Raw genomic sequence first — 23998 nt, 5'->3', positions numbered from 1 at the left:
TCCTCTGAAGGGATGGCTTCACTAAATTTAGTTATGCATAAAATTATACGGGTTTACAACTGCGCATGATCACGCCGTGTATATGTCTTACGTTTCTCCAGGAGCTTGTTGAGCGCATCAAGGTAAGCTCGGGCACTGGCCTCGAGAATATCAGTACTTAGTCCGCGTCCCTGTGCGGCAACTTCACCCTGCGACAGCATAACATGAACTTCCCCCTGAGCGTCCTTGCCTCTACTGACGGCCTTAATGGAATAGTCACCCAGTGTAACTTCCTCGCCGGTAGCCTGGTCAATGGCATTATAAATTGCGTCTACAGAACCGTTGCCTTCTGCCGTTGCGACAATCGGTTCGGCTTCCTGGCCTTTGATGACAACTTTTGCCGTAGGAACAGCTTCATTGCCGTAAGTTACATAAATAGTCTTCAGGCTGAAAATCTCCGGCGTATCCCCAAGCTTTTCCTCCAGCAGTGCCAGGATATCCTCATCGGAAACCTCTTTCTTCTTATCTGCCAGATCCTTGAACTTCGCAAAGGCGGTGTTCAATGCTTCTTCCGGCACATCGTAGCCCAGATCGCTGAGCTTATCGCGGAAAGCATGACGGCCGGAATGCTTGCCCAGCACCAGCTTGCTTTCTTTCAGCCCGATGGTTTCCGGCGTCATGATTTCGTAGGTTGTCTTCTCCTTAAGCATTCCATCCTGATGGATACCTGACTCATGCGCAAAGGCATTGGCTCCAACAATAGCTTTGTTGCCCGGCACAGCCATCCCGGTCAGCTTACTGACCAGACGGCTGGTACGGGAGATCTCCGACAGTACAAGCGAAGTCTTGGCGCCGAAAAATTCGCTGCGTGTCTCCAGCGCCAGAGCCACTTCTTCAATCGCCGTGTTGCCGGCGCGCTCCCCGATGCCGTTGATGGTACCCTCAATCTGATCCGCACCATTCTGGATTGCAGCCAGGGTATTGGCGGTAGCCATGCCCAGGTCATTATGACAATGGGCACTAAGCTGAACCTTCTCAATATCCGGCACCGTGTCCTTCAGGAATTTGAAAATCGCACCATATTCTGAAGGATTCAGGTAGCCCACTGTATCAGGAATGTTTACCACATTTGCTCCTTCGCGAACGGCCATGGCTACCATCTCAGCCATGAAATCACGCTCGGTACGTCCTGCATCCTCCAAAGAAAATTCCAGCTTGGAGAAATATTTCTTTGCATAACGGATTGCCGATTGCGCGGTTTCGAGCACCTGGGCTTTATCCATCCGAAGCTTATGCTGCCGGTGAATCGGTGAAGTAGCCAGGAAAATATGAATACAAGGGTCTTGTGCTCCCTGCAGTGCTTCTCTTACCGCGTCAATATCAGACTCTCTGGAGCGTGACAATCCAATCAGTGTAACATTCTTCACCGCCCGGGCTACCGCGTTTACCGCTGCCAAATCACCCGGTGATGCTGCGGGGAAACCCGCTTCCATCCGGTCAATTCCAAGCTTCTCTAACTGGTAGGCGATTTCCACCTTCTCACGCGTATTCAGGTTCACACCCGGAGACTGCTCTCCGTCACGCAGTGTCGTGTCGAACACATAGATTTTCCGCAAGCTGAGCACCTCCTGAAGATTGTGCTAAAACCCTCAAATGCGGCCCGCAAAAAATACGGCCGCATCTGAGGATTACACTATTGTTTATCTTACTAAATTAAGTATATGAGCCTATTTATTAATCCAGTGCATCATTTCACGCAGCTGGCTGCCGACAACTTCAACCGGATGAGCAGCTTCATTGCGGCGGGTTGCTGTCAGGAAGGCACGGCCGGACTGGTTCTCAAGGATAAAGTCGCGGGCAAACTTACCTTGTTGAATATCAGTCAGAACAGCTTTCATTGCTTTTTTGGTTTCATCTGTAACAATGCGTGGTCCAGTTACATAATCACCGTATTCGGCAGTGTTGGAGATGGAATCGCGCATAGTGGCAAGTCCTCCTTCATACACCAGGTCAACGATCAGCTTCAGCTCATGCAGACACTCGAAGTAAGCCATTTCAGGAGCATATCCTGCTTCTGTCAGAGTTTCGAAACCAGCTTTGATCAGTGCGGATACACCGCCGCAAAGCACTGCCTGCTCACCGAACAAGTCCGTTTCGGTTTCTTCACGGAAGGAAGTTTCGATAACTCCTGCACGAGTACAGCCGATACCTTTGGCATAGGCAAGTCCGATTGCTTTGGCATTTCCGGTTGCATCCTGTTCGATGGCAATCAATCCTGGAACCCCGAAGCCTTCAACATAAGTACGGCGAACCATGTGGCCCGGGGATTTAGGTGCTACCAGCAGCACGTCTGCATCCTTAGGAGCAACGATTTGGCCGAAGTGCACGTTAAAGCCGTGGGAGAACATCAGTGCCGCGCCGTTTTTGAGGTTTGGCTCAATTTCATTTTTATATACGGATGCCTGTGTTTCGTCCGGCATCAGAATTTGTACTACATCTGCACGGGATACTGCTTCTGCTACTGGCAATACTTCAAATCCGTCATTCTTGGCGGTTTCGAAAGATTTACCTTCACGCAGGCCGATGACAACCTGAAGACCACTGTCGCGCAGGTTCTGCGCTTGGGCATGCCCTTGGCTGCCGTACCCGATTACTGCAATTGTCTTCCCTTTTAAAACGCTGAGTTCTGCATCCTGTTCATAGTACGTTGTCACTGCCATTGTCAATATCCTCCTTTAAATTGGGACCCATCGTAAAGAGCGGGTACTTCAAGAGCGCTGGAGACCAGGCTTTCAGCCTCTGCGCTCCTCAAGTTCCCGCTCTTTCGCGGGAAGTTCATTATGATCTTATCAAATTAATGCAAACAAGCAGTAATTCGTTAAAGCCGTAAATTATACCGACTAGGCATTCCCGCGAATCATGGCGGTCACTCCTGTGCGGGACAGTTCCTTAATGCCGTAAGGCTTCATTAGTTCAATCATTGCATCAATCTTTTGCGTATCACCAACGACCTGAACGAGCAGGCTTGTTGCTCCAATATCAACAACAGAAGCGCGGAAGGTTTCAACTACTCCCATAATTTCCGGACGCTCAGCCGGTTCGGCTTTGACTTTAATCAGTGCCAGCTCACGGGCAACCATCGGCTTAGAGCCAAGATCCACGACCTTGATAACATCAATCAGCTTGTAAAGCTGCTTCTCAATCTGCTCTAGCGTATGCTGGTCACCGAGTGTAACGATGACCATCCGGGACAGCCCAATCTCTTCAGACTGTCCAACGGTAATACTCTCAATATTAAAGCCCCTGCGTCCGAACAAGCCAGACACCCGCTGGAGCACACCCGGCTGGTCATTCACAAGCACAGAAATCGTGTGTTTCATCACTGTCATTCATCCCCCATCAGCATTTGATCAATGGTTGACCCTTGAGTTACCATCGGGTAGACATTTTCGTCTTTGGGAACAACGAATTCTACCAGAACGGGTCCCGGCGTTTCCAGTGCTTCCTTCCACGCTGCGCCTGCTTCTTCTTTGTTCGTTGCCCGCAGTCCTTTAACACCATAAGCTTCAGCCAGTTTTACGAAATCCGGGCTGCCGCCAAGATCGGTATAGCTGTAACGTTTCTCATAAATAAGATTCTGCCATTGCCGTACCATACCCAGAACCTGATTGTTAATAACTACAATCTTGACCGGTATATTATTGATTGCACAAATGGCCAGTTCCTGGGAACACATCTGCATGCCGCCGTCTCCGTTAATGGATACTACCAGACGTTCCGGATGCGCCATTTGCGCTCCGATGGCTGACGGGAAGCCGAAGCCCATTGTTCCAAGACCGCCGGAAGTAATCCATGAGCGCGGATGGTTAAATTTGTAGTACTGTGCTGCCCACATCTGATGCTGTCCTACATCTGTAGTTACGATAGCCTCGCCTTTTGTGGTGTCATTGATCATTTCAATTACCCATTGCGGTTTGAGCTCCGTATCAGAATCATTGTAGCGAAGCGGCTGGTCCAGCTTCCACTGGGCAATCTGTGTTCTCCAGGCATCCGCATTTGCTGCACGCGTCACATCTGGAATGAGCATTTCAAGAACCGTCTTTACATCACCGACGATCGGAATATCAGGTGTAACGTTTTTGCCGATTTCCGCAGGATCAATGTCGATGTGGACAATCTTCGCTTTTGGTGCAAAGCCGTCCAGCTTGCCTGTCACGCGGTCATCAAACCGTGCGCCGATATTTATCAGCAAATCACATTGCTGTATGGCATTATTGGCGGTATAGGTACCGTGCATACCAGGCATTCCCATCCAGAGGTCATCTGCACTCGGGAAGCAGCCAAGGCCGAGCAAGGTGGTTGTAATCGGGATTTCTGTCCTTTTAACAAATTCATACATCGCTTCATGCGCCCCGGAGTAGATAACTCCTCCGCCTGCAATAATAATTGGACGTTCAGCTGCAGAAATCGCACGAATCAGCTTATCCAGCTGAAGCTTGTTAGGCGTGGTTCGCGGGTTATAACCGCGGAGGTTCACTCCCTGATGCTGCACTGGTGTAAATAACGTTTTTGCAGCCGATACATCCTTCGGAATGTCGATCAGCACCGGACCCTTGCGTCCGGTATTCGCAATATGGAACGCTTCGTGGATAATACGCGGAAGATCTTCAACATCCCGCACCAGATAGCTATGTTTCGTTATTGGCATCGTTATACCGGTGATATCCGCTTCCTGGAATGCGTCCGTTCCAATCAGGCTGGAAAAGACATTCCCGGTAATCACCACAAGCGGAACCGAGTCCATAAAAGCTGTAGCGATTCCTGTAACAAGATTGGTTGCTCCGGGACCGGAGGTTGCGATACATACGCCCGCTTTACCGCTTGCTCTGGCATAACCGTCTGCTGCATGAATCGCACCCTGCTCATGACGGGTCAGAATATGTTTGAAATCATCGAATCCGTGAAGCGCATCGTAAATATACAGTACCGCTCCGCCCGGGTATCCGAATACAGTGTCTACACCTTCCAAAACCAGACTGCGCAGCAGGACTTCGGAACCCGTAATCACCTCAGGATTCTTCCACTTCTCACGTAATTCTTCTGTAGACCGCACTTCCGGTGTTTGCGCGCTCATCAGTATTCCTCCCTTCAATAGTTAACATTCATTATGCAAATGACGGACCGTCTTTTATACAACAGTAAGGGGCTGACAACAAAAAAACCTCCCGCCTCCCACGCGCCAAAGAAGAAGCGCGTGAGGGACGAAAGGTTGATCTTCCGTGGTACCACCCATGTTTGCATTACATCTCACGATGTAACGCCTTATCAGGATACAAAAATCCATCGATGTAGGCAGGGCCCAAATCTCTGTAACCTGAAGTCCGTAACGCGGACTAAACGATTCCCCCTAATAATTTCACCACTCTTGCCGGTGAACCTTTCAGGGAAACAGCTCCGAGGTGAGCTCGTATATAAGGGATTCTGGTGGAGGTTGCAGCATATCCTCTCACTCTCTGAGCAAAAGAGCCCCTAAAACTTCGTCCTCATCATTGCCGATGTAAGTATATTCGTTAAAATGTTTAGACACATTATATGATTCCTCACACGGTTAGTCAATACCCTTATTTCATAAACTGTCACAAAACGTTGTTCTACGGTTTCCGTAACGCCCACACCGACTCAGGCATATGATGTACGACAATGCGTGGAAAGGGGGCGCTCTATGATTCGTTACCGCAGACCCAAGCAGGACGACAGCGTCATTATGGACTTAATTGAAAAGCAGCTAGTTCCGTTGTCGCATCTGCCGCAAACCGTAATCAGCCAGGTCAGAAAAGATCTGCCCCGGCGCTTAGGCCAAGGAGTTACTCTTGTAGCTTGTCCCGACTATGAGAGCGATCCGCTGGGGTTTGTCCATTTCATGCTGCATGGTGATTTGCTCTATATTGATATGCTTGCCATAGCCCCGTCAGCGCGCCGCAAACGCTGGGGGAATATGCTGATGGACCGGGCAGAGCGATTTGCATTATCACGCGGCTGTAAACGGGCAAAGGTAGCTGTGGATACAGGAAATGCGGCAGGAATTTCTTTTTATGAAAAAATGGGCTACAGCGTAGCCCGTTATCAGCCCCAGAACTATTGTTATGAGTTCGAAAAGCAGTTTAACCGATTTCTTTAAAAGAATCCGATCGGAGGATACGGAACTCCGCCGTAACCCGGGCCTGGTCCATAACCGCCATAGCCGGGTCCTGGTCCATAGCCTCCGTAAGGCCCGCCCCCGCCATAGCCATAAGGACTGTAGGCATACGGAGCTGTACCGACAGCAAGCAAATCAAACAGCACCAGCGGAATCAATGCTTTGGTTTGCACTTTTTTACCGCTGACACGTTGGAGAATAAGACGGTTTCCCGAAACGCGCAGTAGCTTACCCATTACCTTGGAGCCGTCTTTTTTTACTGCAACAATATTTTTGCCGACCAGCTTCATAACCTGTTTCTTAGTAACCGGATGTGCCATAAAATCCCTCCTAAAAGTTTTGTGAGCTGAGCTTCCTTAATTCACTTCGTACAAAACTGACTTCGGAAGCATAAACTTAGTTTTGTGAGCTGAGCTTTCCTGATTCCTATCGTGCAAAACTGGCTTCAGAAGCATATACTCAGTTTTGAATTCCTGCGTATTCGCTTAAGGTTCAACTCAGTCTATTCGGCGAAGCAGCAGTTCGCCTGTACACCTGTCCCTGCTTCAAGGGTGTAGCAGGTTAACATATCCATATCCGCTCAAAAACATAAAAAAAGCGCATGTCCAATTGGACATGCGCTTCTGTACTTATTTTGATACCAGCTGAGATTCAGATTACCGCTTACCAGGATCGTATGGCTCACCTAGTGCTTTTGGCGCTGCAGACCGTCCTACAGCACTCACTAGAACAATAATCGTCAGAACATAAGGAATCATGAAAATGAATTCCTGCGGAATGCTCTTAGACCATTCAAACAGCTGTACATAGTTGCGGATCGCTTGGGAGAATCCGAAGAATACTGCAGCCCCGAAGGCACCGAGCGGATTCCATTTCCCGAAGATCATGGCAGCAATCGCGATAAAACCTTGACCGGAAATCGTATTGTGCGCAAAGGTCCCCGTAGTCGTCAAGGTGATCGTTGCGCCCCCAATTCCGGCAAGCAGACCGCTGAGCATTACACCGATGTATCTCATCTTGTTGACATTGACGCCTAAAGTGTCGGCAGCACTCGGATGTTCGCCGACAGCCCGCAGACGAAGTCCGAACGGAGTCTTAAACAATACAAAGTAAATAACGATAACGAGCACAATTGCTAAATACGTAGTCGGATAGGAATTAAAAATCCCCTCGCCGATAACCGGAATCTTGGACAGCCCTGGAACAGGAACTTTTTTGAACCCTTCCAGCAATGGAGTTTCTCCGGCTCCCTCAAAAAACAGTTTAACCATATAAAGCGTGCTGCCCGCAGCCAGGAAGTTGATGACCGTACCACTGATAGTCTGGTCCGCCTTGAACGTTATTGAAGCTACCGCATGAATCAGTGAGCCAATAACACCAACGGCCATCGCGCAAACCACTCCAACCCATGGAGCCCATGCTCCCATACCTGCATCCTGGGCATAATACCCTCCCACTGCAGCGGCAAACGCACCAAACATCATTAACCCTTCAAGACCGATGTTAACTACACCGGAGCGTTCAGAGAAGATGCCGCCAAGTGCGGCAAAAATGAGCGCTGTGGAAAACACAAGCGTTGTATTGAGCAGCTGTCCTAACGTCTGCAAATCCATCTATAACACCTTCTCTTTCTTGCGCTTGAAGTAGAACGGTTTAAGCACCCAGCGTACAATTCCTTGTGCTGCAATAAAGAATATGATGGAGCCAATAACGATACGAATCAGTTCCGGCGGAACATCGGCACCAAAGCTCATACCCGCTGAACCGTAAGTCAGCATGCCGTACAGAATTGCAGCCAGAATTACACCCAGCGGATGCGTCAGACCCAGCAGTGCTACTGCAATGCCGTCAAAGCCGTAGCCAGGTGACGCCGCAAAGATGGACTGGTAATGGAATACACCAAGCACCTCTCCTGCCCCTGCCAGACCCGCAAAAGCACCACTGATAAACATGGCCTTCACTACGTTGCGTCCGACGTTCATGCCTGCATATTCTGCCGCATGCGGGTTAAGTCCAACCGCACGCATCTCATACCCTTGCTTGGTCTTCCACAAGAAAACATAGAAGAACAACGCGGCACAAAGCGCAAGAGCCGTGCCCCAGTGTACACGGGCATTATCGAACAGCGAATTCAAGAATGTCATGGATAGCGAAGCCGGATTGTCCACCGAACGGTTCTGCCCTTTAAGCAGCAGAAAATGTTTAACAATATAATTGGACAAATACAGTGCGATCCAGTTAAGCATGATGGTGGTGATAACTTCATTAATGCCGCGCTTTGCCTTTAGATATCCGGCAATCCCTGCCCAAATTCCGCCGCAAAGACCGGCGGCAATAACAGCAAGCGGCACCAGCAGGAATGAAGGTGTTCCTGCAAGCTTAATGCCGACAACCGAAGCTGCTGTCATTCCGATCAGCACCTGTCCGTCCGCACCGATGTTAAACATCCCTGAGCGGAAGGCAAAGGCTACGGCAAGACCAGTAAACATCAGCGGTGTCATCTCGCGTACCGCTTCACCGAAGTCATAAGGGCTGCCAAATACGCGTTTGAACAGTGCGGAGTAGGCGGCGATAGGATCATACCCGCCGATCAGCATTACGACAGCTCCAACCAGGAAGCCCATAATGATCGCGACAATAGGCACAATATAGCTGTCTGTCGCGAAGATTTTTTTAAGTCTATGCACCCGCTTTTCCTCCCTGTTTCAAGCTGCCCGCCATCATCAGACCCAGTTCCTGGTCATTCGTATCCTGCGGGAATACTTCGCCGACAATCTGGCCCTCATAAATAACGGCAATTCTGTCGGATACGTTCATAATTTCATCGAGCTCAAAAGATATCAGCAGTACAGCCTTGCCTTGATCACGCTGGGCAATCAATTGTTTCTGCACGAATTCAATCGCTCCCACATCAAGACCACGCGTAGGCTGAGCCGCAATCAGGAGTGTCGGATTTTTGTCTATTTCCCGCGCAATAATCGCTTTTTGCTGATTACCGCCTGATAACGAACGGGCTTTATTCTCAATGGATGGCGTACGCACGTCAAATTGCTTAATCAAATCTTCAGCGTGCTTATCAATGACATCCTGCTTCAGGAATCCGCTCTGGTTATAGGGACTCTTATAATACGTCTCCAGAACCATGTTCTCACTGACGGTAAAATCAAGCACCAGCCCGTGTTTATGGCGGTCCTCCGGAATATGGGACACATTCATCTCAGAAATTTTACGCGGAGAAAGATTGGCAATCTCTTTGCCTGAAACAGTGATTGAACCGGAATCAATCTTGCGGAGTCCTGTAATCGCCTGAATCAGCTCGCTTTGTCCGTTGCCGTCGACTCCCGCAATACCGAGAATCTCACCGGCTTTCACTTCAAAGTTGAGTCCGTTAAGCACAGAAACACCATCTTTGTTCTTGCTGTGGACATTCGTCATTTTCAATACGCTGGTTCCCACCTGCGCAGGACGCTTGTCCACCTTGAATGTTACATCACGTCCGACCATTTTTTCAGCCAGTTCGTTCGGATTAGTATTCGCAGTTTTTACGGTATCAATCACCTTACCCCGGCGGATAATGGTAACGCGGTCAGAAATTTGCATGATTTCTTTCAACTTATGTGTAATAAGTATGATGGACTTGCCCTCTGCAACGAGCCGCTTCATTATCGCCATCAGTTCCGTAATTTCCTGCGGCGTCAGTACAGCGGTAGGCTCGTCGAATATAAGTATATCCGCTCCGCGGTACAGGGTCTTCATAATTTCTACCCGTTGCTGCATACCGACCGAAATATCATGAATTTTTGCGTTCGGATTTACTTGGAGTCCGTACTGTTCAGATAGCTTACGAACCTGCTCCGCGGCGGATTTATAGTCGATTTTAAGTCCTTTTTTGGGTTCCATGCCAAGAACAATGTTCTCAGTTACCGTAAAAGGATCAACAAGCTTGAAATGCTGATGAACCATACCAATGCCAAGCTCAATAGCTTTATTGGGGTTATCGATAATAACCGGTTTCCCGTCGATTTCGATGCTGCCTTCATCGGGCTGGTATAGTCCGAATACGATATTCATTAAGGTTGATTTGCCTGCCCCATTCTCCCCAAGCAGTGCGTGAATCTCCCCTTTTTCCAGCGTCAGACTAATAGCGTCGTTCGCGACAATACCGGGAAAGCGTTTTGTGATTTGCTTCAACTCTACGACAGGAGCCGCAGCACTCATGGAATCACCCTCATCACAGAATATATATCATTGCCTTATAGACACGGCCATGCCACCCCTCGCAGGGCGGCAAGCTGTGTTTAGATTAACCGCTTTTGTAACAGGGAACAAGGCCAGCTTAAGAACCGGCCTTGTTTCTTGTAATATGGTGACGTGAATGACATTAAATCAAATCAGTTTACTCGGATGGAACAGTAATCTTTCCGTCAATGATTTGTTGTTTGTACTCGTCAACTTTAGCCAGGATTTCAGCAGAAACGTTAGCCTTAGATGTTTCTGGAAGGCCTACACCGTTGTCTTTCAGGCTCAGCACGGTTGTAGTGCCGCCTTTGAATGTTCCGTCAACCACTTGCTGAGAAACTTTCTTAACTGCTTCATCAACACGTTTGATCATGGAAGTCAGAGTTACGTCATCGCCAAATTCCAGGGATTGGTCTTTGTCTACGCCGATAACCCATACTTTAGTACCGCCTGCATCGTTGCGGGATTTGGCTTCGTTAAATACGCCGTTACCAGTTGCACCGGCAGCAGGGAAGATGATGTCGTTGCCAGCATCATACAAAGTTGCAGCCAGGGATTTACCAGTATCAGGCTTGTCATATGCACCTGCATAAGTAATAGTTACTGTTGCGTTAGGGTTAACAGCTTCTACGCCGGCTTTGAAGCCAACTTCGAAACGTTTGATAACCGGGCTTTCCATACCGCCGATGAAGCCTACTTTGTTAGTTTTAGTAGTCAGACCAGCAACTACACCAACCAGGAAGGAACCTTCATTTTCAGCGAAAGTTACGGATTCAACGTTAGGAGCATCAACTACACTGTCGATGATGGCCAGGTTGGCATCCGGATTTTCTTTAGCTACTTTAAGCAGTGCGTCACCAAGGTCAAAACCGATACCCCAAGTCAGGTTGTAGCCGCCTTTTACGAATTGGTTAAGGTTAGGCTCATAATCGGCATTGGATTTACTTTGCAGATATTTAATTTGAGCACCGGATTCTTTTTCAAGAGCCTGCAGTGCTTCCCAAGCGGATTGGTTAAACGATTTGTCATTTACTCCGCCTACGTCTGTAACGAGGCCGATCTTTACATCGGACTTAGGAGCTTCAGCTGGTGCATTAGTTGCCGTTCCAGCGTTAGTGCCTTTGTCTCCATTTGCTGCATTTCCTGAATTTGCGTTATTGTTGTTTCCGCATCCTGCCAGAACGACAGTGCAAGCCGTCAACAAAACGAGCGACGATTTCAAAAACTTTTTCATCGATTGTGATCCCCCTTATGAAATTGGATGTCTTCTGTCTTCTGCTTGGACATACCATTAGATCAAATTATAACTGTAAAAAAACCTAAAATCCAGTCTATAAATGACCTCAGGTCAATAATAATTTGCATTTTTTCACAAGAAAACGCTTCCTCTAACACTGTACGTAACCTTTACGGTCATAATATGTTAGAAAAGTTCCGAATTGGTTGAAGAAGCGCACTGTAGACTATAATATTATTGCACACAGATAGAAATTCTATTATCATAAATGCTTACATATTGTAAGAAAAGGGAGTACTGAAACCATGAATGAACAAAATTCTCTTCAAGAAACGCCGTCCTTCAAATATAGCCGGGAATCCCGCGTCTTCAAAACCGGCCGTGTTTTCCCGAATGATGTCAATAATCATAAGACTCTGTTCGGCGGCAAGCTGATGAGCACCATTGATGAAGTTGCCTCCATCTCCGCAATGCGCCATTGCCGTAAAAATGTCGTCACGGCATCCACGGACTCCGTCGACTTCCTACAGCCTATACGTCCTACAGACTCCGTCTGCTTCGAATCCTTCGTCTCTTGGACAGGCCGCACAAGCATAGAGGTATTCGTCAAGGTCATCTCTGAGAACCTATATACCGGTGAGCGAATCGTTGCCGCTACTTCCTTCCTCACCTTTGTAGCCGTCGAGGAAGACGGTACTCCAGCCCCTGTCCCGGCCATCATTCCGGAAACCGACGAAGAGAAGCTCATCAGCGAATCCGCCAATGAACGTTCTGAATTACGCAAGATCAGACGGGCCAGCAGCAAAAAACTCGCCTCACTGCTGAATACCAGCAAATACTGGGAATAGACCAGACAGAAGCTGCCGGACAAAGCCGCACAAAAAAAGCACCGTCACACGGGTTCCCCCGCAGGCGGTGCTTTTCGGTTAATTATAACACTTACGCGTTGATCTTCTCTTTGGCTACAACAGCCAGGGAGTTGAATGCGTTAAGATCGTTTACTGCCAGATCAGCCAGCATTTTACGGTTCACTTCTACTCCAGCCAATTTCAGGCCGAATACAAGCTTGCTGTAGGACAGGCCGTTCAAACGAGCTGCTGCGTTAATACGAACGATCCACAGTCTGCGGAAGTTACGTTTAGTCTGACGACGGTCACGGTAAGCGTAAACCATCGATTTCATTACTTGCTCGTTAGCTGTTTTGAAAATGCGGTGCTTGGAACCGAAGTAACCTTTTGCCAATTTCAATACTTTCTTATGTCTACGACGAACTACAAATCCGCCTTTAACTCTTGCCATATTAATAAACCTCCCAAAAATGTGTGATAAACTATTTCAAGTTAGCTAGTCCTTGTTTCAAACGTCTTACATCCCCAGGGGCCATTACTGGATTGCCGTTCAATACGCGTTTTGCGCGTTTCGATTTGTGGGACAGCAAGTGGTTCTTGTGAGCTTTATAACGCAGTACTTTACCAGATCCGGTAATTTTGAAGCGGCCTTTCAGGCTGCTGTGTGTTTTCATTTTAGGCATGGTGTTTCCTCCTTGAATATTATGCGGCGCCAAATTGCTGTGCAAGTGACTCCAAATTATTGGGCTTTAGGAGCCAAAATCATAATCATGCTGCGGCCTTCCAGCTTAGGCTGGCGCTCAACAACAGATATATCTTCCACTTCGGTCTTAACACGTTCCAGGATCTTCTGGCCGATGCTAGCGTGGGTAATCTCACGTCCGCGGAAACGGACAGAGCACTTCACTTTGTCGCCTTCGCCCAGGAACTTGATGACATTACGGAACTTGGTTTGATAATCATGTTCCTCAATGTTAGCACGGAACCAGACTTCCTTGATGTCCACGATCTTCTGGTTTTTGCGTGCTTCCTTCTCTTTCTTCTGCGTTTCATAACGGAACTTGCCGTAATCCATGATGCGGCATACCGGCGGTTTCGCCTGCGGTGCTACGTTGACTAAATCCAGATTAAGATCAATCGCCATCTGCAACGCTTCGCGGATCGGCTTAATTCCGATTTGCTCGCCTTCCGCTCCAACCAACCGAACCTCTTTGGCCCGAATTTCATCATTGATCATATGTTCCTTACTGATAACTCTCCACCTCCGGATCTTCTTAGGCAATGTACTTGCGGTTCTCCATAAAAAAGGGGTGCCGGTAACTCCCGACACCCCGTGTTTGATCAACGTTCATGAATTATAACATTCATAAAGCATTGAGATCAAAACCAGCTGGCATATTACCAGTCAGGTGAGAAGCCGGTGCTTCTGCTTGCAATCCCTATGTTTTGCATACTTGAATAATATACACCACAGCATAAGCTGTTGTCAACCATTTTTCCAACAGAATTGTACGAAATACATTTGGCTGATTAGACCTGCTTGCTCTGTACTTCCTCAAGCCGCACGACCCGCGTATGTTTGGTATGGCTCCACTGCTTGTTGTTCTGTGTGAAGAACGCATAGAACGTGATTGGATACCACGAGAGCAGGTAGATTGGGAAGACCAGCAGGTACAGATATACCTTCTTGAACTTCACCTTCTCGAGCGCCATCGCAAGCAGGAAGGTCAGAATGTTCGCACCGACTGCAAAATAGCTGAGCCAAATCGGCAGATGACCATAGATGTTCGCGATATGCGGGCCGTCAAACACGGAAGTGTCAATCCACATAACCGCGGTCATCAGAAACGTCAGCAGAACGATATATACATTCGCTCCATACAGTGCGAGGTCAAACTTCGTCAGGCTGCGTTCTTTAATACTCTGCCACAGCAGAGGGAAGAAATAACGGCGGGCCACTGTGAAATGTCCCTGCATCCAGCGCAGACGCTGTCTGGACGACGCCTTGAAAGTGAGCGGCTTCTCATCGAATACCTTGGCATCATAGTTGAATTTCGGGTAAACGCCTTTGGAGGCACTGCGCATGGTAAATTCCAAATCCTCCACCAGGCTTGTCGCTCCCCAGCCCATTTCTTTAAGCAGGGCTGTCTCAAAGCACATGCCGGTTCCGCCAAGGAAGTTCGCCATCTGCAGATTGTGGCGCGATAGCTGCCATAAGCGGTTGATGTACCAGTAAGAAACACCATATGCGGCAGTAATCCAGGAATCCTCCGGATTCTTCGTATCGATGTAACCCTGGATTACCCGGGCGCCTGAGCAAAGATCATTATTCATCTCCATCAGGAATTCAGTATGTGCCAGGTTGTCGGCGTCGAACATGACAACCGCATCATACTGGCGAGGCAAAGCCCACAGTTCCTTCAGCATCCATTCGATGGCGTAACCCTTGCCCCGCAGATTGCTGTTGGTGCGTACACAGGCGTTCATCCCGTGCTCCCTTACGATCTTTGCCGTCCCGTCCGTGCAGTTGTCACAGATAACAAATACATCGTACAGATCTTGGGGATAATTAAGCTGTTTCAGATTCTCCATCAGCGCGCCGACGACCTCTTCCTCGTTGTGCGCAGCCACCAGTACTGCAAATGACTTTTCCGGTGCAAAGTGTTCCTTTTTCTTTTTCTTGCGCAGTCCAAACAGTGAGAATCCAAACTGATAAACTGCAATTGCCGCCAAGATCACTTGGAGCGTAACAAACAATGCGTCTGTCATGATCTTTTGATGCCCCCTTTTTCACTCTTGATATGCCCTTTTTTCTGTCTCTGGCTTGTTAAACGTTGTTGCTGACCCTTTTGTTGCATCCCTTACAATAGATCAAGAGTTTCCCCTTTTTTGCGGGCAGGCGTTCAATTTATTTATATCCCGTTTAAAAGATGTTATAGGGATTCCTGTTGAAACGGACTCCTCATTTTCTCTGTTACCTTTTAAACGCGTTCGGCCTGCTTGAATCATTGTACGGTGTAAGGGGTTCTTAAGTCAAAACTGACAATTTCCGCGCACCGCTGAGCTTTTCCTTGAAATGGACTACCTTAAAAAAGTATGATAAAGACAGCTTTAGGGTATAAACCGAATTAGCTTCAGCAGCGCTTACTATCCTCAGCCGGACTATCGGAGGGACAAGATATGAGACAATTATTCATGAAACTACTTCTCTGGGAACGCCGCCTTTTCAAATGGATCAACGGCAGCCTGCATAACCCATTCCTGAACTTTTGGCTCTTTTATCTTACCCATCTGGGTGGTGCAACCAGCGCGATCGGCATTAATCTGCTGGTCTGGGCCTTTGCTCCCCAGCCGCTCAAAACAACAGGACTTCAGGCACTGACAGCCCTGGCCGTCAGCCACCTGCCTGTTGCCGTGGCCAAGAAGCTATACCCGCGCATGCGGCCTTATCTGGCGCTGCCGGGAACGAATACGTTTCATAATCCGCTTAAGGATCATTCTTTTCCTTCAGGCCATACTACAGCTATCTTCGCCTCTACGGTTCCTTATATGGCGGCCTATCCTGCCCTTACCGTTATTCTGCTGCCGCTGGCGTGTATTGTCGGCTTCTCCCGGATTTACCTCGGTCTGCACTATCCCTCTGATGTTATGGCAGGTGCAGTAATCGGCAGCGGCGTCGCGCTAGGCACGGTTGTTCTATGGATCTGAAGCCTGCTACAAAAGTCTGACCTGCGAAAACCATTTTTGGGAACAGGTGAAGTAAACATTGCGCAAAAAAAGAGTGTTATTACTGTCAGAAGGTTTTGGCGCAGGACATACACAGGCAGCGTACGCGCTGTCGAGCAGCCTGCGTAAATTGTCGCCGGGAGTACAAACGAAGGTGCTGGAGCTTGGAAACTTTTTGAATCCCAAGATGGCGCCCCTGATCGTTTCGGCTTACCGCAAGACGGTAACCACCCGGCCCCGGCTGATGGGCTACGTCTACCGTCACCAGAAATCATTTAACCGTCTTACCACGCTTGCCCTGCACCGCTTATTTTATACACATACACAAAATATTGTGAAGCAGCTAAAGCCCGATATTATCGTCTGTACCCACTTTATCCCTAGTGCTGTGGTCTCACGCCTAAAACGGCTGGACCCGGCCTTCAAGGCACCGCTCGTGACAGTCATAACCGATTACGATGCCCACGCCAGTTGGATCAGTCCGGAGGTGGACCGCTATCTGGTCTCCACCCCCGAGGTAAAGTCTAAGCTGCGCCGCCGCAGCGTGCCCGCAGCCAAAATCCGGGTGACCGGCATGCCGGTACACCCGAGCTTCTGGGAGCACCCGGGACGCGAAGAAATTCTGGAGCAGTTCAGCCTCCAGGATCTGCCGACTGTGCTGGTCATGGGCGGGGGCTGGGGCATGATGAATGACCAGGTGGTGAATGAGGCACTTGCCGGCTGGAGCGATAAGGTCCAGATTGTCTTTTGTCTCGGCAAGAACGAGAAGCTGCTTGGAGAGATGATGAAAGACCCCACATACAGCCATCCTAACATTTCGCTGATCGGCTTCACCCGTGAGATCGACAAGCTGATGGAGGTCTCCGATCTGCTGGTCACGAAGCCAGGCGGAATGACCTGCAGCGAAGGGCTGGCCAAAGGTATTCCGATGCTCTTCCATCACCCCCTGCCGGGACAGGAAGAAGAAAACTGCCGTTATTTTACGTCGGCCGGGCTCGGAGAGCCGATCTCTTCCCTGGAGGTCGTCGATAAATGGATGGAACGGCTGCTCTACAATTACGGGGATGTACAGGCGAAACGGAAAAGCCATCTGGAGGATATCGCAAGGTTCCACCCGCTGCAAAGCGCCCAGAGCATTATTGATATGCTCGAATAGGACAGACAAGAACAAGAGGGCATATAAAAATGGCAGTCCGGGAAATCCCGTGACTGCCATTTTATATGCCGTCTTCTATGGTTAATTCTGGAAATACAGGCATTGCACAGGCTACAGCCGGTATTTATCCAGGCGTCCGGCCTGATAACGGGCCAGTGCCTCTGAGCCGACAATCGCCTCACAGCGCTGAATATTGACACCGCGTCCATAAAATTTGGTTTCATACTCCGTCATGACATGCTCTTCGTTAATGATGCCGTCTGCATGCAGATCCAAGGAAATATTTTTCATCTGCAGGCCGTAATCGGCAAAAGCATTCAGTGAGAATTCAAACAGGCTGCGCGAATCCGTCTTCAGGTGAATTTCACCCAGCGGGCTGAGCAGTCCGCGGTATTTGTCAAGAAAACGCGGGTGGGTCAGGCGGCGGCGGGCATGCTTGCTCTTCGGCCAGGGATCACTAAAATTTAAATAGATGCGTTCCAGCTCCCCAGGGGCAAAAACTTCCTCGGCATAGTTGATATTCGCAAGGGCAACCTTCAGGTTAGGCGGCGTCTCCTGCCCGGCCGGTTCCCATACCAGTCTGGCCTTCTCTGCCGCACGGCGGATCAGCTCATCGTACATATCGACGCCGATAAAATTAATATCGGGATATTTGAAGCTCATTTGACTGATAAACTGCCCCTTACCCATTCCGAACTCCACATGGATCGGGTGGTCGTTGCCGAACAACTCTGACCAGCGGCCCTTGAGGCTGCGTGGATCAAGGATCACCAGGTCGGTTTGTTCCTCCAGGCTTTCACGTATTCCTTTTCTTCCGCGTAAACGCATAATATTCCTCCGCTTGTCTCTAATACATTACTTATAAATATGAACTCTAATCCATCACTTGAAATATTGTGCCGAACTTGTCCGCAAAAGTAAAGGGATTTAAGGCAAAATAGGAAAAAGGAATTCTCCGGAGGGCAGGAAACGGCCGCTGGAGAATCCCTTTTTTGTTGTATTTGGAATTGGGGTCCACTTTTCAACAGTTCATAGTCTACCTTGACGGAGTATCAAAATCAAATTTCTTCTCGAAAGCGTTTCTGATCTTACGCTGCGCTTCGGTCTTGATCTTGTGATTGCCATTAAATTCAACACCGGTAAGTGCAAGCGCCTCATCGGGAGTCAACTGTACATCAATCGAGCCTTTTCCTTCGGCATATGCCGTTTGAGAATTCATCGTGATCACCTCTTAAGTTTAGTATGGGCGGGACGACACGAAAGTATGAATTCAAAAATGAAATTTTAGTTGGTGCATCAGCTTTTTTACAATTTAAATATAACATATCGTGTAAGCATTAACAAGGTAATCTTGGTAAATAAATAGCCTATTTTTCACCTATTTTCCAGCTGCTAATGTTACGCTATACGCTGATTTTTGATACAATAGACGGGTTAGAAAGAACTGGCTGTACGTCCCTTTACGGAAATCCGTCTTTCTCAGTGAAAATATAAGGATTATGCCGGCTGAAACCACCATCCTTCGGCCCTCAAAATAAATGTTCTTATATGTACGAAAGGAGCTTCACCTGTGAGCCTTTTACAGACCCCCTCTCCGCTGCTTTGGGGAGATAAACGTTTCCATACGTGGAACTACGAAATGCGCGAGCACATGGACACGAAAGTCTTCAAGGTTATGCTCGATGCGGGCTTTACCTGTCCGAACCGTGACGGCTCGATCGCCAAAGGCGGCTGCACCTTCTGCAGCGCCAGAGGCTCCGGCGACTTCGCCGGCAGCCGCCGGGATGATCTGGTCACCCAGTTCAATGATGTGCGCGACCGCCAGCATCTCAAATGGCCGAACGCCAAATACATCGGCTACTTCCAGGCTTACACCAATACGTATGCTCCGGTTGACGAGCTGAGAGAATATTATGAGGTTATTCTGCAGCAGCCCGGTGTAGTCGGCTTGTCCATTGCGACACGCCCCGACTGCCTGCCGGATGATGTCGTCGAGTATCTCGCTGAGCTTAACCAGCGTACGTATCTCTGGATAGAAATGGGCCTGCAGACGATCCATAACTCCACCTCGGAGCTGATCAACCGGGCGCATGATACCCAGTGTTATATCGAAGCTGTTGCAAAGCTGCGTGCCCATGGTATCCGGGTCTGCACCCACATCATCCACGGGCTACCGCAGGAAACCCACGAAATGATGCTGGAGACCGTCTCGGCGGTTGCAGGCATGGATGTGCAGGGAATCAAGATACATCTGCTGCATCTCATGCGCAAAACCCCGATGGTCAAGCAATACGAAGCCGGCCTGCTGCGCTTCCTGGAGCAGGACGAATATGTGAAGCTCATCGTGGATTCACTGGAAATTCTGCCTCCGGAGATGATCGTTCACCGCCTGACCGGGGATGCGCCGCGCGAGTCGCTGATTGGACCCTTGTGGAGCCTGAAAAAGTGGGAAGTGCTGAACGCTATCGACCATGAACTGGTTGCACGCGACAGCTGGCAGGGTAAGTACTGGAGGAAGAGCTAATGGGCTTTATGTCTGTCCTTAGCTTTGCTCATAAATTAACCGCCGAACGGCTCGTCTCCGGCGGCAGAGCCATCGACGCCACCGTTGGCACCGGTGCGGATACGCTCGTCCTCGCCAGGGCGGCCGGGCCGCGCGGCGGGGTGTATGGCTTCGACATTCAGCTTGCGGCGCTGAAGCTCGCGGAAGAGCGCCTGCGGCTGGCCCGGGAGGAAGCGCCGGCAGCGCTGTCTCCCGTGACGCTGCTTCATCGCAGCCATGCAGCGATGGCAGAAGCCGTTCCGCCGGAATGGCGCGGAACGGTCTCAGCGGTGATGTTCAATCTCGGCTATCTGCCCTCGGGCGATGCCGATAAGACCATCATCACCGAGACGGAGAGCACGCTGGCCGCGCTGGATGCCGCCCTGGCGCTGCTGCGCCCGGGCGGCATTATCACAGCCGTGCTCTATCCCGGCCATGAAGGCGGCGACCGCGAAGCCGCCGCCGTCGAAGCCTGGGCGGCGGGACTCGCCCAGCCGCTGGCGCAGAGCATTATATACCGCCAGCTGCAGCGGGCCTCCGCCCCGTATGTTGTTGCTGTAGAGAAGAAAAAAGGAGCTGATATCTGAATGGCAGTAAGCAAGATCGAGCATATCGGCATCAAGGTTGCACAGCTTGAGCACTCCCTTACGTTCTACCAGGAAGTCATCGGACTTACGCTGCAGGATATGATCGGCGAGCCGGGTAGCGGGCTGCGGCTGGCCTTCCTGAGCTTCCCCGGACAGACCAGCGTAGAGGTGGAGCTGATCGAACGGGTGTGGACCGGCCTGCCGGATGAAGGTAAGGTCAGCCACGTCGCTTTTACCGTTACCGGAATTGAGGCCGAGCATAGCCGGATTGCCGCGCTAAAGCTTCCTGGCCTGACAGAAATCAGCACACTGGCGAACGGCAGCCGTTATTTCTTTTTTGACGGGCCTGACGGTGAAAAGCTGGAGTTCTTCGAGTCTACCCGCAGTAATTAGAGAAAGAGCATTATCAAAAATGGAGAGGAAGATACTGTGATGACAAAACCATATCCACTTAAGTTTCAACCGGAGTTCAAAGAACGCGTGTGGGGCGGCCGGGCCCTGGAGAAATTCGGCCTTAACCTGCCTGAGGGCCATATTGGCGAAGGCTGGATGATCGCCGATCATCCGAACGGCGTCTCTTCCGTTGTAAACGGCGAATTGGCCGGACAAGGCCTCGACCAGATCCGTGAGCAGTTCGGACAGGAATGGTTCGGAAGCAAAGGCATCCCCGAAGCAGGCGGACGGTTCCCGCTGCTGATTAAGCTGCTGGACTGCAACGACAATCTGTCCGTACAGGTGCATCCTACAGATGATTATGAAGGATTGCCTAAGGGTGAGCTCGGCAAAACAGAAATGTGGTATGTGCTGGATGCTAAGCCTGATGCCAAAATCATCTACGGCCTGAAAGAAAATGTCACCCGCGAAAGCCTTCGTGCCGCGCTGGAAAACGGCACAGTGATGGACAGCATGCAGGAAATCACAGTCTCCGCAGGCGATGCATTCTACATTCCCGCCGGCACGGTCCATGCGCTCTGCGCCGGAGTTGTTGTAGCGGAAATCCAACAGAATTCGGATACTACATACCGGATTTACGACTACGACCGTCCCGGTCTTGACGGCAAGCCGCGCGAGCTGCATATCGAAGATTCGCTCAACGTTACCGCTTATGAAGGGGCTGGAGCCACTTCGATGAAGACAGATAGTGCAGTTCCAGGAGAATGGCTGCAAATCGCCTCCTCCCCTTATTTCATCGTTGAAAAAGGGGTTGTAAACGGAGAGTGGAACCTGTCTACCACCCCGGACAGCTTCACTATCCTGGTCATCTGCGAAGGCAGCGGACATCTGACATGGGAAGGCGGCTCCCAGCCTTATGCCGCAGGAGAATGCTACCTGCTACCGTCCACCCTCGGAGCTTATGGCATCGAAGGCCGCTCCACGGTGCTCCGTTCTTATTTGCCATAAAGCAATCCATCCCGTGAATAGACTATAGCAGCAGTTGGTTTTGTACGGCGTTGCTCACAAAACTAGGTTACTTTCAGGAGGACAGGCGATGAGGGAAAACAGTTTTACGATGACCGATCCTCTCGGTGTCAATATCCATGTCTATGAATGGCTGCCTGAACCGGAGGCTCCGGTCAGGGGGGTAGTGCAGATTGCCCACGGCATGTGTGAGACGGCTGCACGTTATGCCCGGTTCGCCTCGGCATTGACGGCGGCCGGGTATGCGGTCTATGCCAACGATCACCGCGGGCACGGCAAAACGGCAGGCAAGGTGAATCTGCTAGGCGATACCGGCGAGAACGGCTTCTACTGGATGCGGCGCGATATGCTGCAGCTTGCAGGCATTGTGCAATCCCGGCATGAAGGCCTGCCGCTCTTCCTGCTCGCTCACAGCATGGGCTCCTTTCTAACCCAGAAGCTGATGTGCGAGCCAGGCAGCGAAGTGTACTCCGGTTTCATTCTGAGCGGCACTAACGGCCCCCGCAGCATGCTGCGGGCTGCTGAATCCCTGGCGGCCATGCAGCTCAGACTGCAAGGGGCGCACCACCGCAGTGTACTGATTAACGGCATGGTATTTGGTCCCTATAACCGCAACTTCACTCCAATCCGGACTGCGTTCGACTGGCTGAGCAGTGATCCACAGGAGGTGGACCGGTTCATTGCCGATCCGTTCTGCGGGGCGATCTGTACCACCCGCTTCTTCCGTGATTTTTTCCGGCTGCTGCGCGATATTCATTCCCGGGAAACGCTGCTTACGTTATGTAAAGATAAGCCGGTATTTCTATTCTCAGGAGCCAAAGATCCTGTAGGCATGAACGGGCAAGGTGTGCTTCGCCTGGCTGCTATATATAAGGACCACGGGCTAAGCGATGTAGAGTACCGTCTTTACCCGGAAGGCCGGCATGAAATGCTGAACGAAGTCAACCACGATGAGGTCACTGCCGATGTGCTGGATTGGCTGGTCCGCCATCTTCCGGCCGAGTCCCTGCTGCTACAGCCGGCTGCAAACTAAAGACAACTCAAACCTATAGATTATTTACAAAAGACAGGGCATCCGCTATTCACGGGATGTCCTGTCTTTTTGGGCTGAGCATAGCAAAGCTTCATCCGAGGCGGTATGCCTGAGAAATGTTATAGACATCTGCTCAGCCCGGCTGTACAATCCATCCAGCATAAGGAGGAATGTGGAAATGAGTTACTCAGGGAACAGGGGTACGGAACAGGATCTCGAACAAATCCTCGAATATTACAATGCCGGAACCGAAAAGGACCGCCTCACGCGGGGTATAGGTGTCATCGAATGGGAACGCAGCAAAGTCATCATCTCCAGATACCTTAGCGGGAACAAACAGGTAATCTATGATGTCGGGGGCGGCACCGGTGTCTACTCCCGGTGGCTGGCAGAGCTGGGTCATGAGGTCCATCTGCTGGAGCTGTCTCCCTCTGCTATAGAATACGCCAGAAATCTGCAACAAGAGGAGAATACCTTCCCACTCCACAGCATCGAGGTTGCGGATGCCCGTCAGCTGCTTCGGCCGGATGAGAGCGCCGACCTTGTGCTGCTCATGGGACCGCTCTATCATCTGACGGCCAGGGAGGAGCGGATTGCCGCGATCCGCGAAGCTGCAAGAGTGCTCAAACCGGGCGGAATCCTGATTGCTGCGGGGATCTCAAGATTCAGCTCCACGTTATGGGGGCTGTCCGTTTTTGGCGCAAAGAATGAGTTCATCGATGATTCGGTATTCTTCGGGATGATCAGACGGGAACTTACCGAAGGACAGCATATCCGTCCTGAGGAATATCCGCATTTCATCTCAAGGGCTTTCTTTCATCTGCCCTCGGAATTAAAAGGCGAGTTGACCGATGCCGGCCTCACCCATCTGTCTACTGCTGCTGTCGAAGGACCAGTCTGGATTGTGCCGGCATTCAGTGAAAAGTGGAATGACCCCGGCAGCCGGGAAGCGCTCATGCAAATAAGCTCCCTTGTTGAAGAACAAGAGAGCTTACTGGGAATGAGTCCGCATATGCTGGCGATTGCCCGGAAGTAG

25 protein-coding genes are annotated in these 23998 nt (G+C 50.2%); 10 read left to right on the top strand and 15 right to left on the bottom strand.

What is annotated here, in order from left to right; genetic code table 11:
* Positions 1-53: 53 nt before the first annotated feature.
* The 4 genes from L6H70_RS22400 to ilvB form a co-directional block, all read right to left on the bottom strand.
* Positions 54-1595, bottom strand: a complete 1542-nt coding sequence (locus L6H70_RS22400) for a 2-isopropylmalate synthase (RefSeq protein ID WP_236336368.1) — start codon at positions 1593-1595, stop codon at positions 54-56.
* 111 nt (positions 1596-1706) lie between these two features.
* Entirely contained in the window at positions 1707-2699 is a 993-nt protein-coding gene (gene ilvC / locus L6H70_RS22395; RefSeq protein ID WP_236336366.1) for a ketol-acid reductoisomerase, read from the bottom strand.
* Between the two features lie 180 nt (positions 2700-2879).
* The gene (gene ilvN, locus L6H70_RS22390) at positions 2880-3368 is read right to left on the bottom strand and encodes an acetolactate synthase small subunit (protein ID WP_054939349.1); all 489 of its coding nucleotides are present in this window, start codon (positions 3366-3368) and stop codon (positions 2880-2882) included.
* Positions 3365-5113, bottom strand: a complete 1749-nt coding sequence (gene ilvB, locus L6H70_RS22385; RefSeq protein ID WP_236336365.1) for a biosynthetic-type acetolactate synthase large subunit — start codon at positions 5111-5113, stop codon at positions 3365-3367. The genes ilvN and ilvB overlap by 4 nt, the downstream gene beginning before the upstream one ends.
* A gap of 588 nt (positions 5114-5701) precedes the next feature.
* Here ilvB and L6H70_RS22380 point away from each other — a divergent pair.
* Positions 5702-6157: a GNAT family N-acetyltransferase gene (locus tag L6H70_RS22380; RefSeq protein ID WP_236336364.1), complete on the top strand. Its 456-nt coding sequence runs from the start codon at positions 5702-5704 to the stop codon at positions 6155-6157.
* On the opposite strand, the gene L6H70_RS22375 is transcribed toward L6H70_RS22380, so the two are convergent.
* The 5 genes from L6H70_RS22375 to L6H70_RS22355 form a co-directional block, all read right to left on the bottom strand.
* The gene (locus L6H70_RS22375) at positions 6154-6495 is read right to left on the bottom strand and encodes a hypothetical protein (protein WP_236336363.1); all 342 of its coding nucleotides are present in this window, start codon (positions 6493-6495) and stop codon (positions 6154-6156) included. The genes L6H70_RS22380 and L6H70_RS22375 overlap by 4 nt on opposite strands.
* A 336-nt stretch (positions 6496-6831) precedes the next feature.
* Positions 6832-7788: an ABC transporter permease gene (locus L6H70_RS22370; RefSeq protein ID WP_236336362.1), complete on the bottom strand. Its 957-nt coding sequence runs from the start codon at positions 7786-7788 to the stop codon at positions 6832-6834.
* On the bottom strand, positions 7789-8862 hold the full coding sequence (locus tag L6H70_RS22365) for an ABC transporter permease (protein ID WP_236336361.1): 1074 nt from the start codon (positions 8860-8862) through the stop codon (positions 7789-7791).
* Positions 8855-10393, bottom strand: coding sequence for an ABC transporter ATP-binding protein (locus L6H70_RS22360; RefSeq protein WP_236336360.1), 1539 nt, complete (start codon positions 10391-10393; stop codon positions 8855-8857). The genes L6H70_RS22365 and L6H70_RS22360 overlap by 8 nt, the downstream gene beginning before the upstream one ends.
* Positions 10394-10571: 178 nt before the next feature.
* Positions 10572-11648 (bottom strand): BMP family lipoprotein, encoded by a 1077-nt coding sequence (locus L6H70_RS22355; protein ID WP_236336359.1) that lies wholly within the window; start codon positions 11646-11648, stop codon positions 10572-10574.
* Between the two features lie 308 nt (positions 11649-11956).
* Here L6H70_RS22355 and L6H70_RS22350 point away from each other — a divergent pair, with 308 nt between their 5' ends.
* Complete coding sequence (locus tag L6H70_RS22350; RefSeq protein ID WP_206103603.1) at positions 11957-12499, top strand: acyl-CoA thioesterase; 543 nt, start codon at positions 11957-11959, stop codon at positions 12497-12499.
* A 91-nt stretch (positions 12500-12590) separates the two neighbouring features.
* Here L6H70_RS22350 and rplT read toward each other — a convergent pair whose 3' ends face one another.
* The 4 genes from rplT to L6H70_RS22330 form a co-directional block, all read right to left on the bottom strand.
* Positions 12591-12950, bottom strand: coding sequence for a 50S ribosomal protein L20 (gene rplT, locus L6H70_RS22345; protein ID WP_038587257.1), 360 nt, complete (start codon positions 12948-12950; stop codon positions 12591-12593).
* Between the two features lie 31 nt (positions 12951-12981).
* On the bottom strand, positions 12982-13182 hold the full coding sequence (gene rpmI / locus L6H70_RS22340; protein WP_019912828.1) for a 50S ribosomal protein L35: 201 nt from the start codon (positions 13180-13182) through the stop codon (positions 12982-12984).
* 56 nt (positions 13183-13238) lie between these two features.
* Entirely contained in the window at positions 13239-13736 is a 498-nt protein-coding gene (infC, locus tag L6H70_RS22335) for a translation initiation factor IF-3 (RefSeq protein WP_054939340.1), read from the bottom strand.
* 293 nt (positions 13737-14029) lie between these two features.
* Entirely contained in the window at positions 14030-15268 is a 1239-nt protein-coding gene (locus tag L6H70_RS22330) for a glycosyltransferase family 2 protein (RefSeq protein WP_236336358.1), read from the bottom strand.
* Between the two features lie 411 nt (positions 15269-15679).
* Between L6H70_RS22330 and L6H70_RS22325 the strand changes: the two genes are divergently transcribed.
* Both L6H70_RS22325 and L6H70_RS22320 read left to right on the top strand, forming a co-directional pair.
* Positions 15680-16207 (top strand): phosphatase PAP2 family protein, encoded by a 528-nt coding sequence (locus L6H70_RS22325; RefSeq protein WP_236336356.1) that lies wholly within the window; start codon positions 15680-15682, stop codon positions 16205-16207.
* Positions 16208-16265: 58 nt separating this feature from the next.
* Positions 16266-17381, top strand: coding sequence for an MGDG synthase family glycosyltransferase (locus L6H70_RS22320; protein ID WP_236336354.1), 1116 nt, complete (start codon positions 16266-16268; stop codon positions 17379-17381).
* Positions 17382-17492: 111 nt separating this feature from the next.
* Here L6H70_RS22320 and trmB read toward each other — a convergent pair whose 3' ends face one another.
* Complete coding sequence (gene trmB / locus L6H70_RS22315) at positions 17493-18209, bottom strand: tRNA (guanosine(46)-N7)-methyltransferase TrmB (RefSeq protein ID WP_054939337.1); 717 nt, start codon at positions 18207-18209, stop codon at positions 17493-17495.
* A gap of 208 nt (positions 18210-18417) precedes the next feature.
* Entirely contained in the window at positions 18418-18600 is a 183-nt protein-coding gene (locus L6H70_RS22310; RefSeq protein WP_054939336.1) for a hypothetical protein, read from the bottom strand.
* A 351-nt stretch (positions 18601-18951) separates the two neighbouring features.
* Between L6H70_RS22310 and mnmL the strand changes: the two genes are divergently transcribed.
* The 6 genes from mnmL (at position 18952) to L6H70_RS22280 (ending at position 23998) form a co-directional block, all read left to right on the top strand.
* Positions 18952-19905 (top strand): tRNA modification radical SAM protein MnmL/YtqA, encoded by a 954-nt coding sequence (mnmL, locus tag L6H70_RS22305; RefSeq protein WP_279306786.1) that lies wholly within the window; start codon positions 18952-18954, stop codon positions 19903-19905.
* Positions 19905-20510 (top strand): tRNA 5-(aminomethyl)-2-thiouridylate-methyltransferase MnmM, encoded by a 606-nt coding sequence (mnmM, locus tag L6H70_RS22300; protein WP_236336353.1) that lies wholly within the window; start codon positions 19905-19907, stop codon positions 20508-20510. Before mnmL ends, mnmM begins: the two co-directional genes overlap by 1 nt.
* On the top strand, positions 20511-20903 hold the full coding sequence (locus tag L6H70_RS22295) for a VOC family protein (protein WP_236336352.1): 393 nt from the start codon (positions 20511-20513) through the stop codon (positions 20901-20903).
* 39 nt (positions 20904-20942) lie between these two features.
* Positions 20943-21911 (top strand): type I phosphomannose isomerase catalytic subunit, encoded by a 969-nt coding sequence (locus tag L6H70_RS22290; protein ID WP_236336351.1) that lies wholly within the window; start codon positions 20943-20945, stop codon positions 21909-21911.
* Positions 21912-21999: 88 nt separating this feature from the next.
* Positions 22000-22962, top strand: a complete 963-nt coding sequence (locus L6H70_RS22285) for an alpha/beta fold hydrolase (protein WP_236336350.1) — start codon at positions 22000-22002, stop codon at positions 22960-22962.
* A gap of 178 nt (positions 22963-23140) precedes the next feature.
* Complete coding sequence (locus L6H70_RS22280) at positions 23141-23998, top strand: class I SAM-dependent methyltransferase (RefSeq protein ID WP_236336349.1); 858 nt, start codon at positions 23141-23143, stop codon at positions 23996-23998.

Origin of the sequence: Paenibacillus auburnensis, from assembly GCF_927798115.1 — a bacterium.
Classification (GTDB): domain Bacteria; phylum Bacillota; class Bacilli; order Paenibacillales; family Paenibacillaceae; genus Paenibacillus_AQ; species Paenibacillus_AQ auburnensis.
Note: the sequence above shows the minus strand (reverse complement) of the source record. Positions and strands in the feature narration are given on the sequence as shown.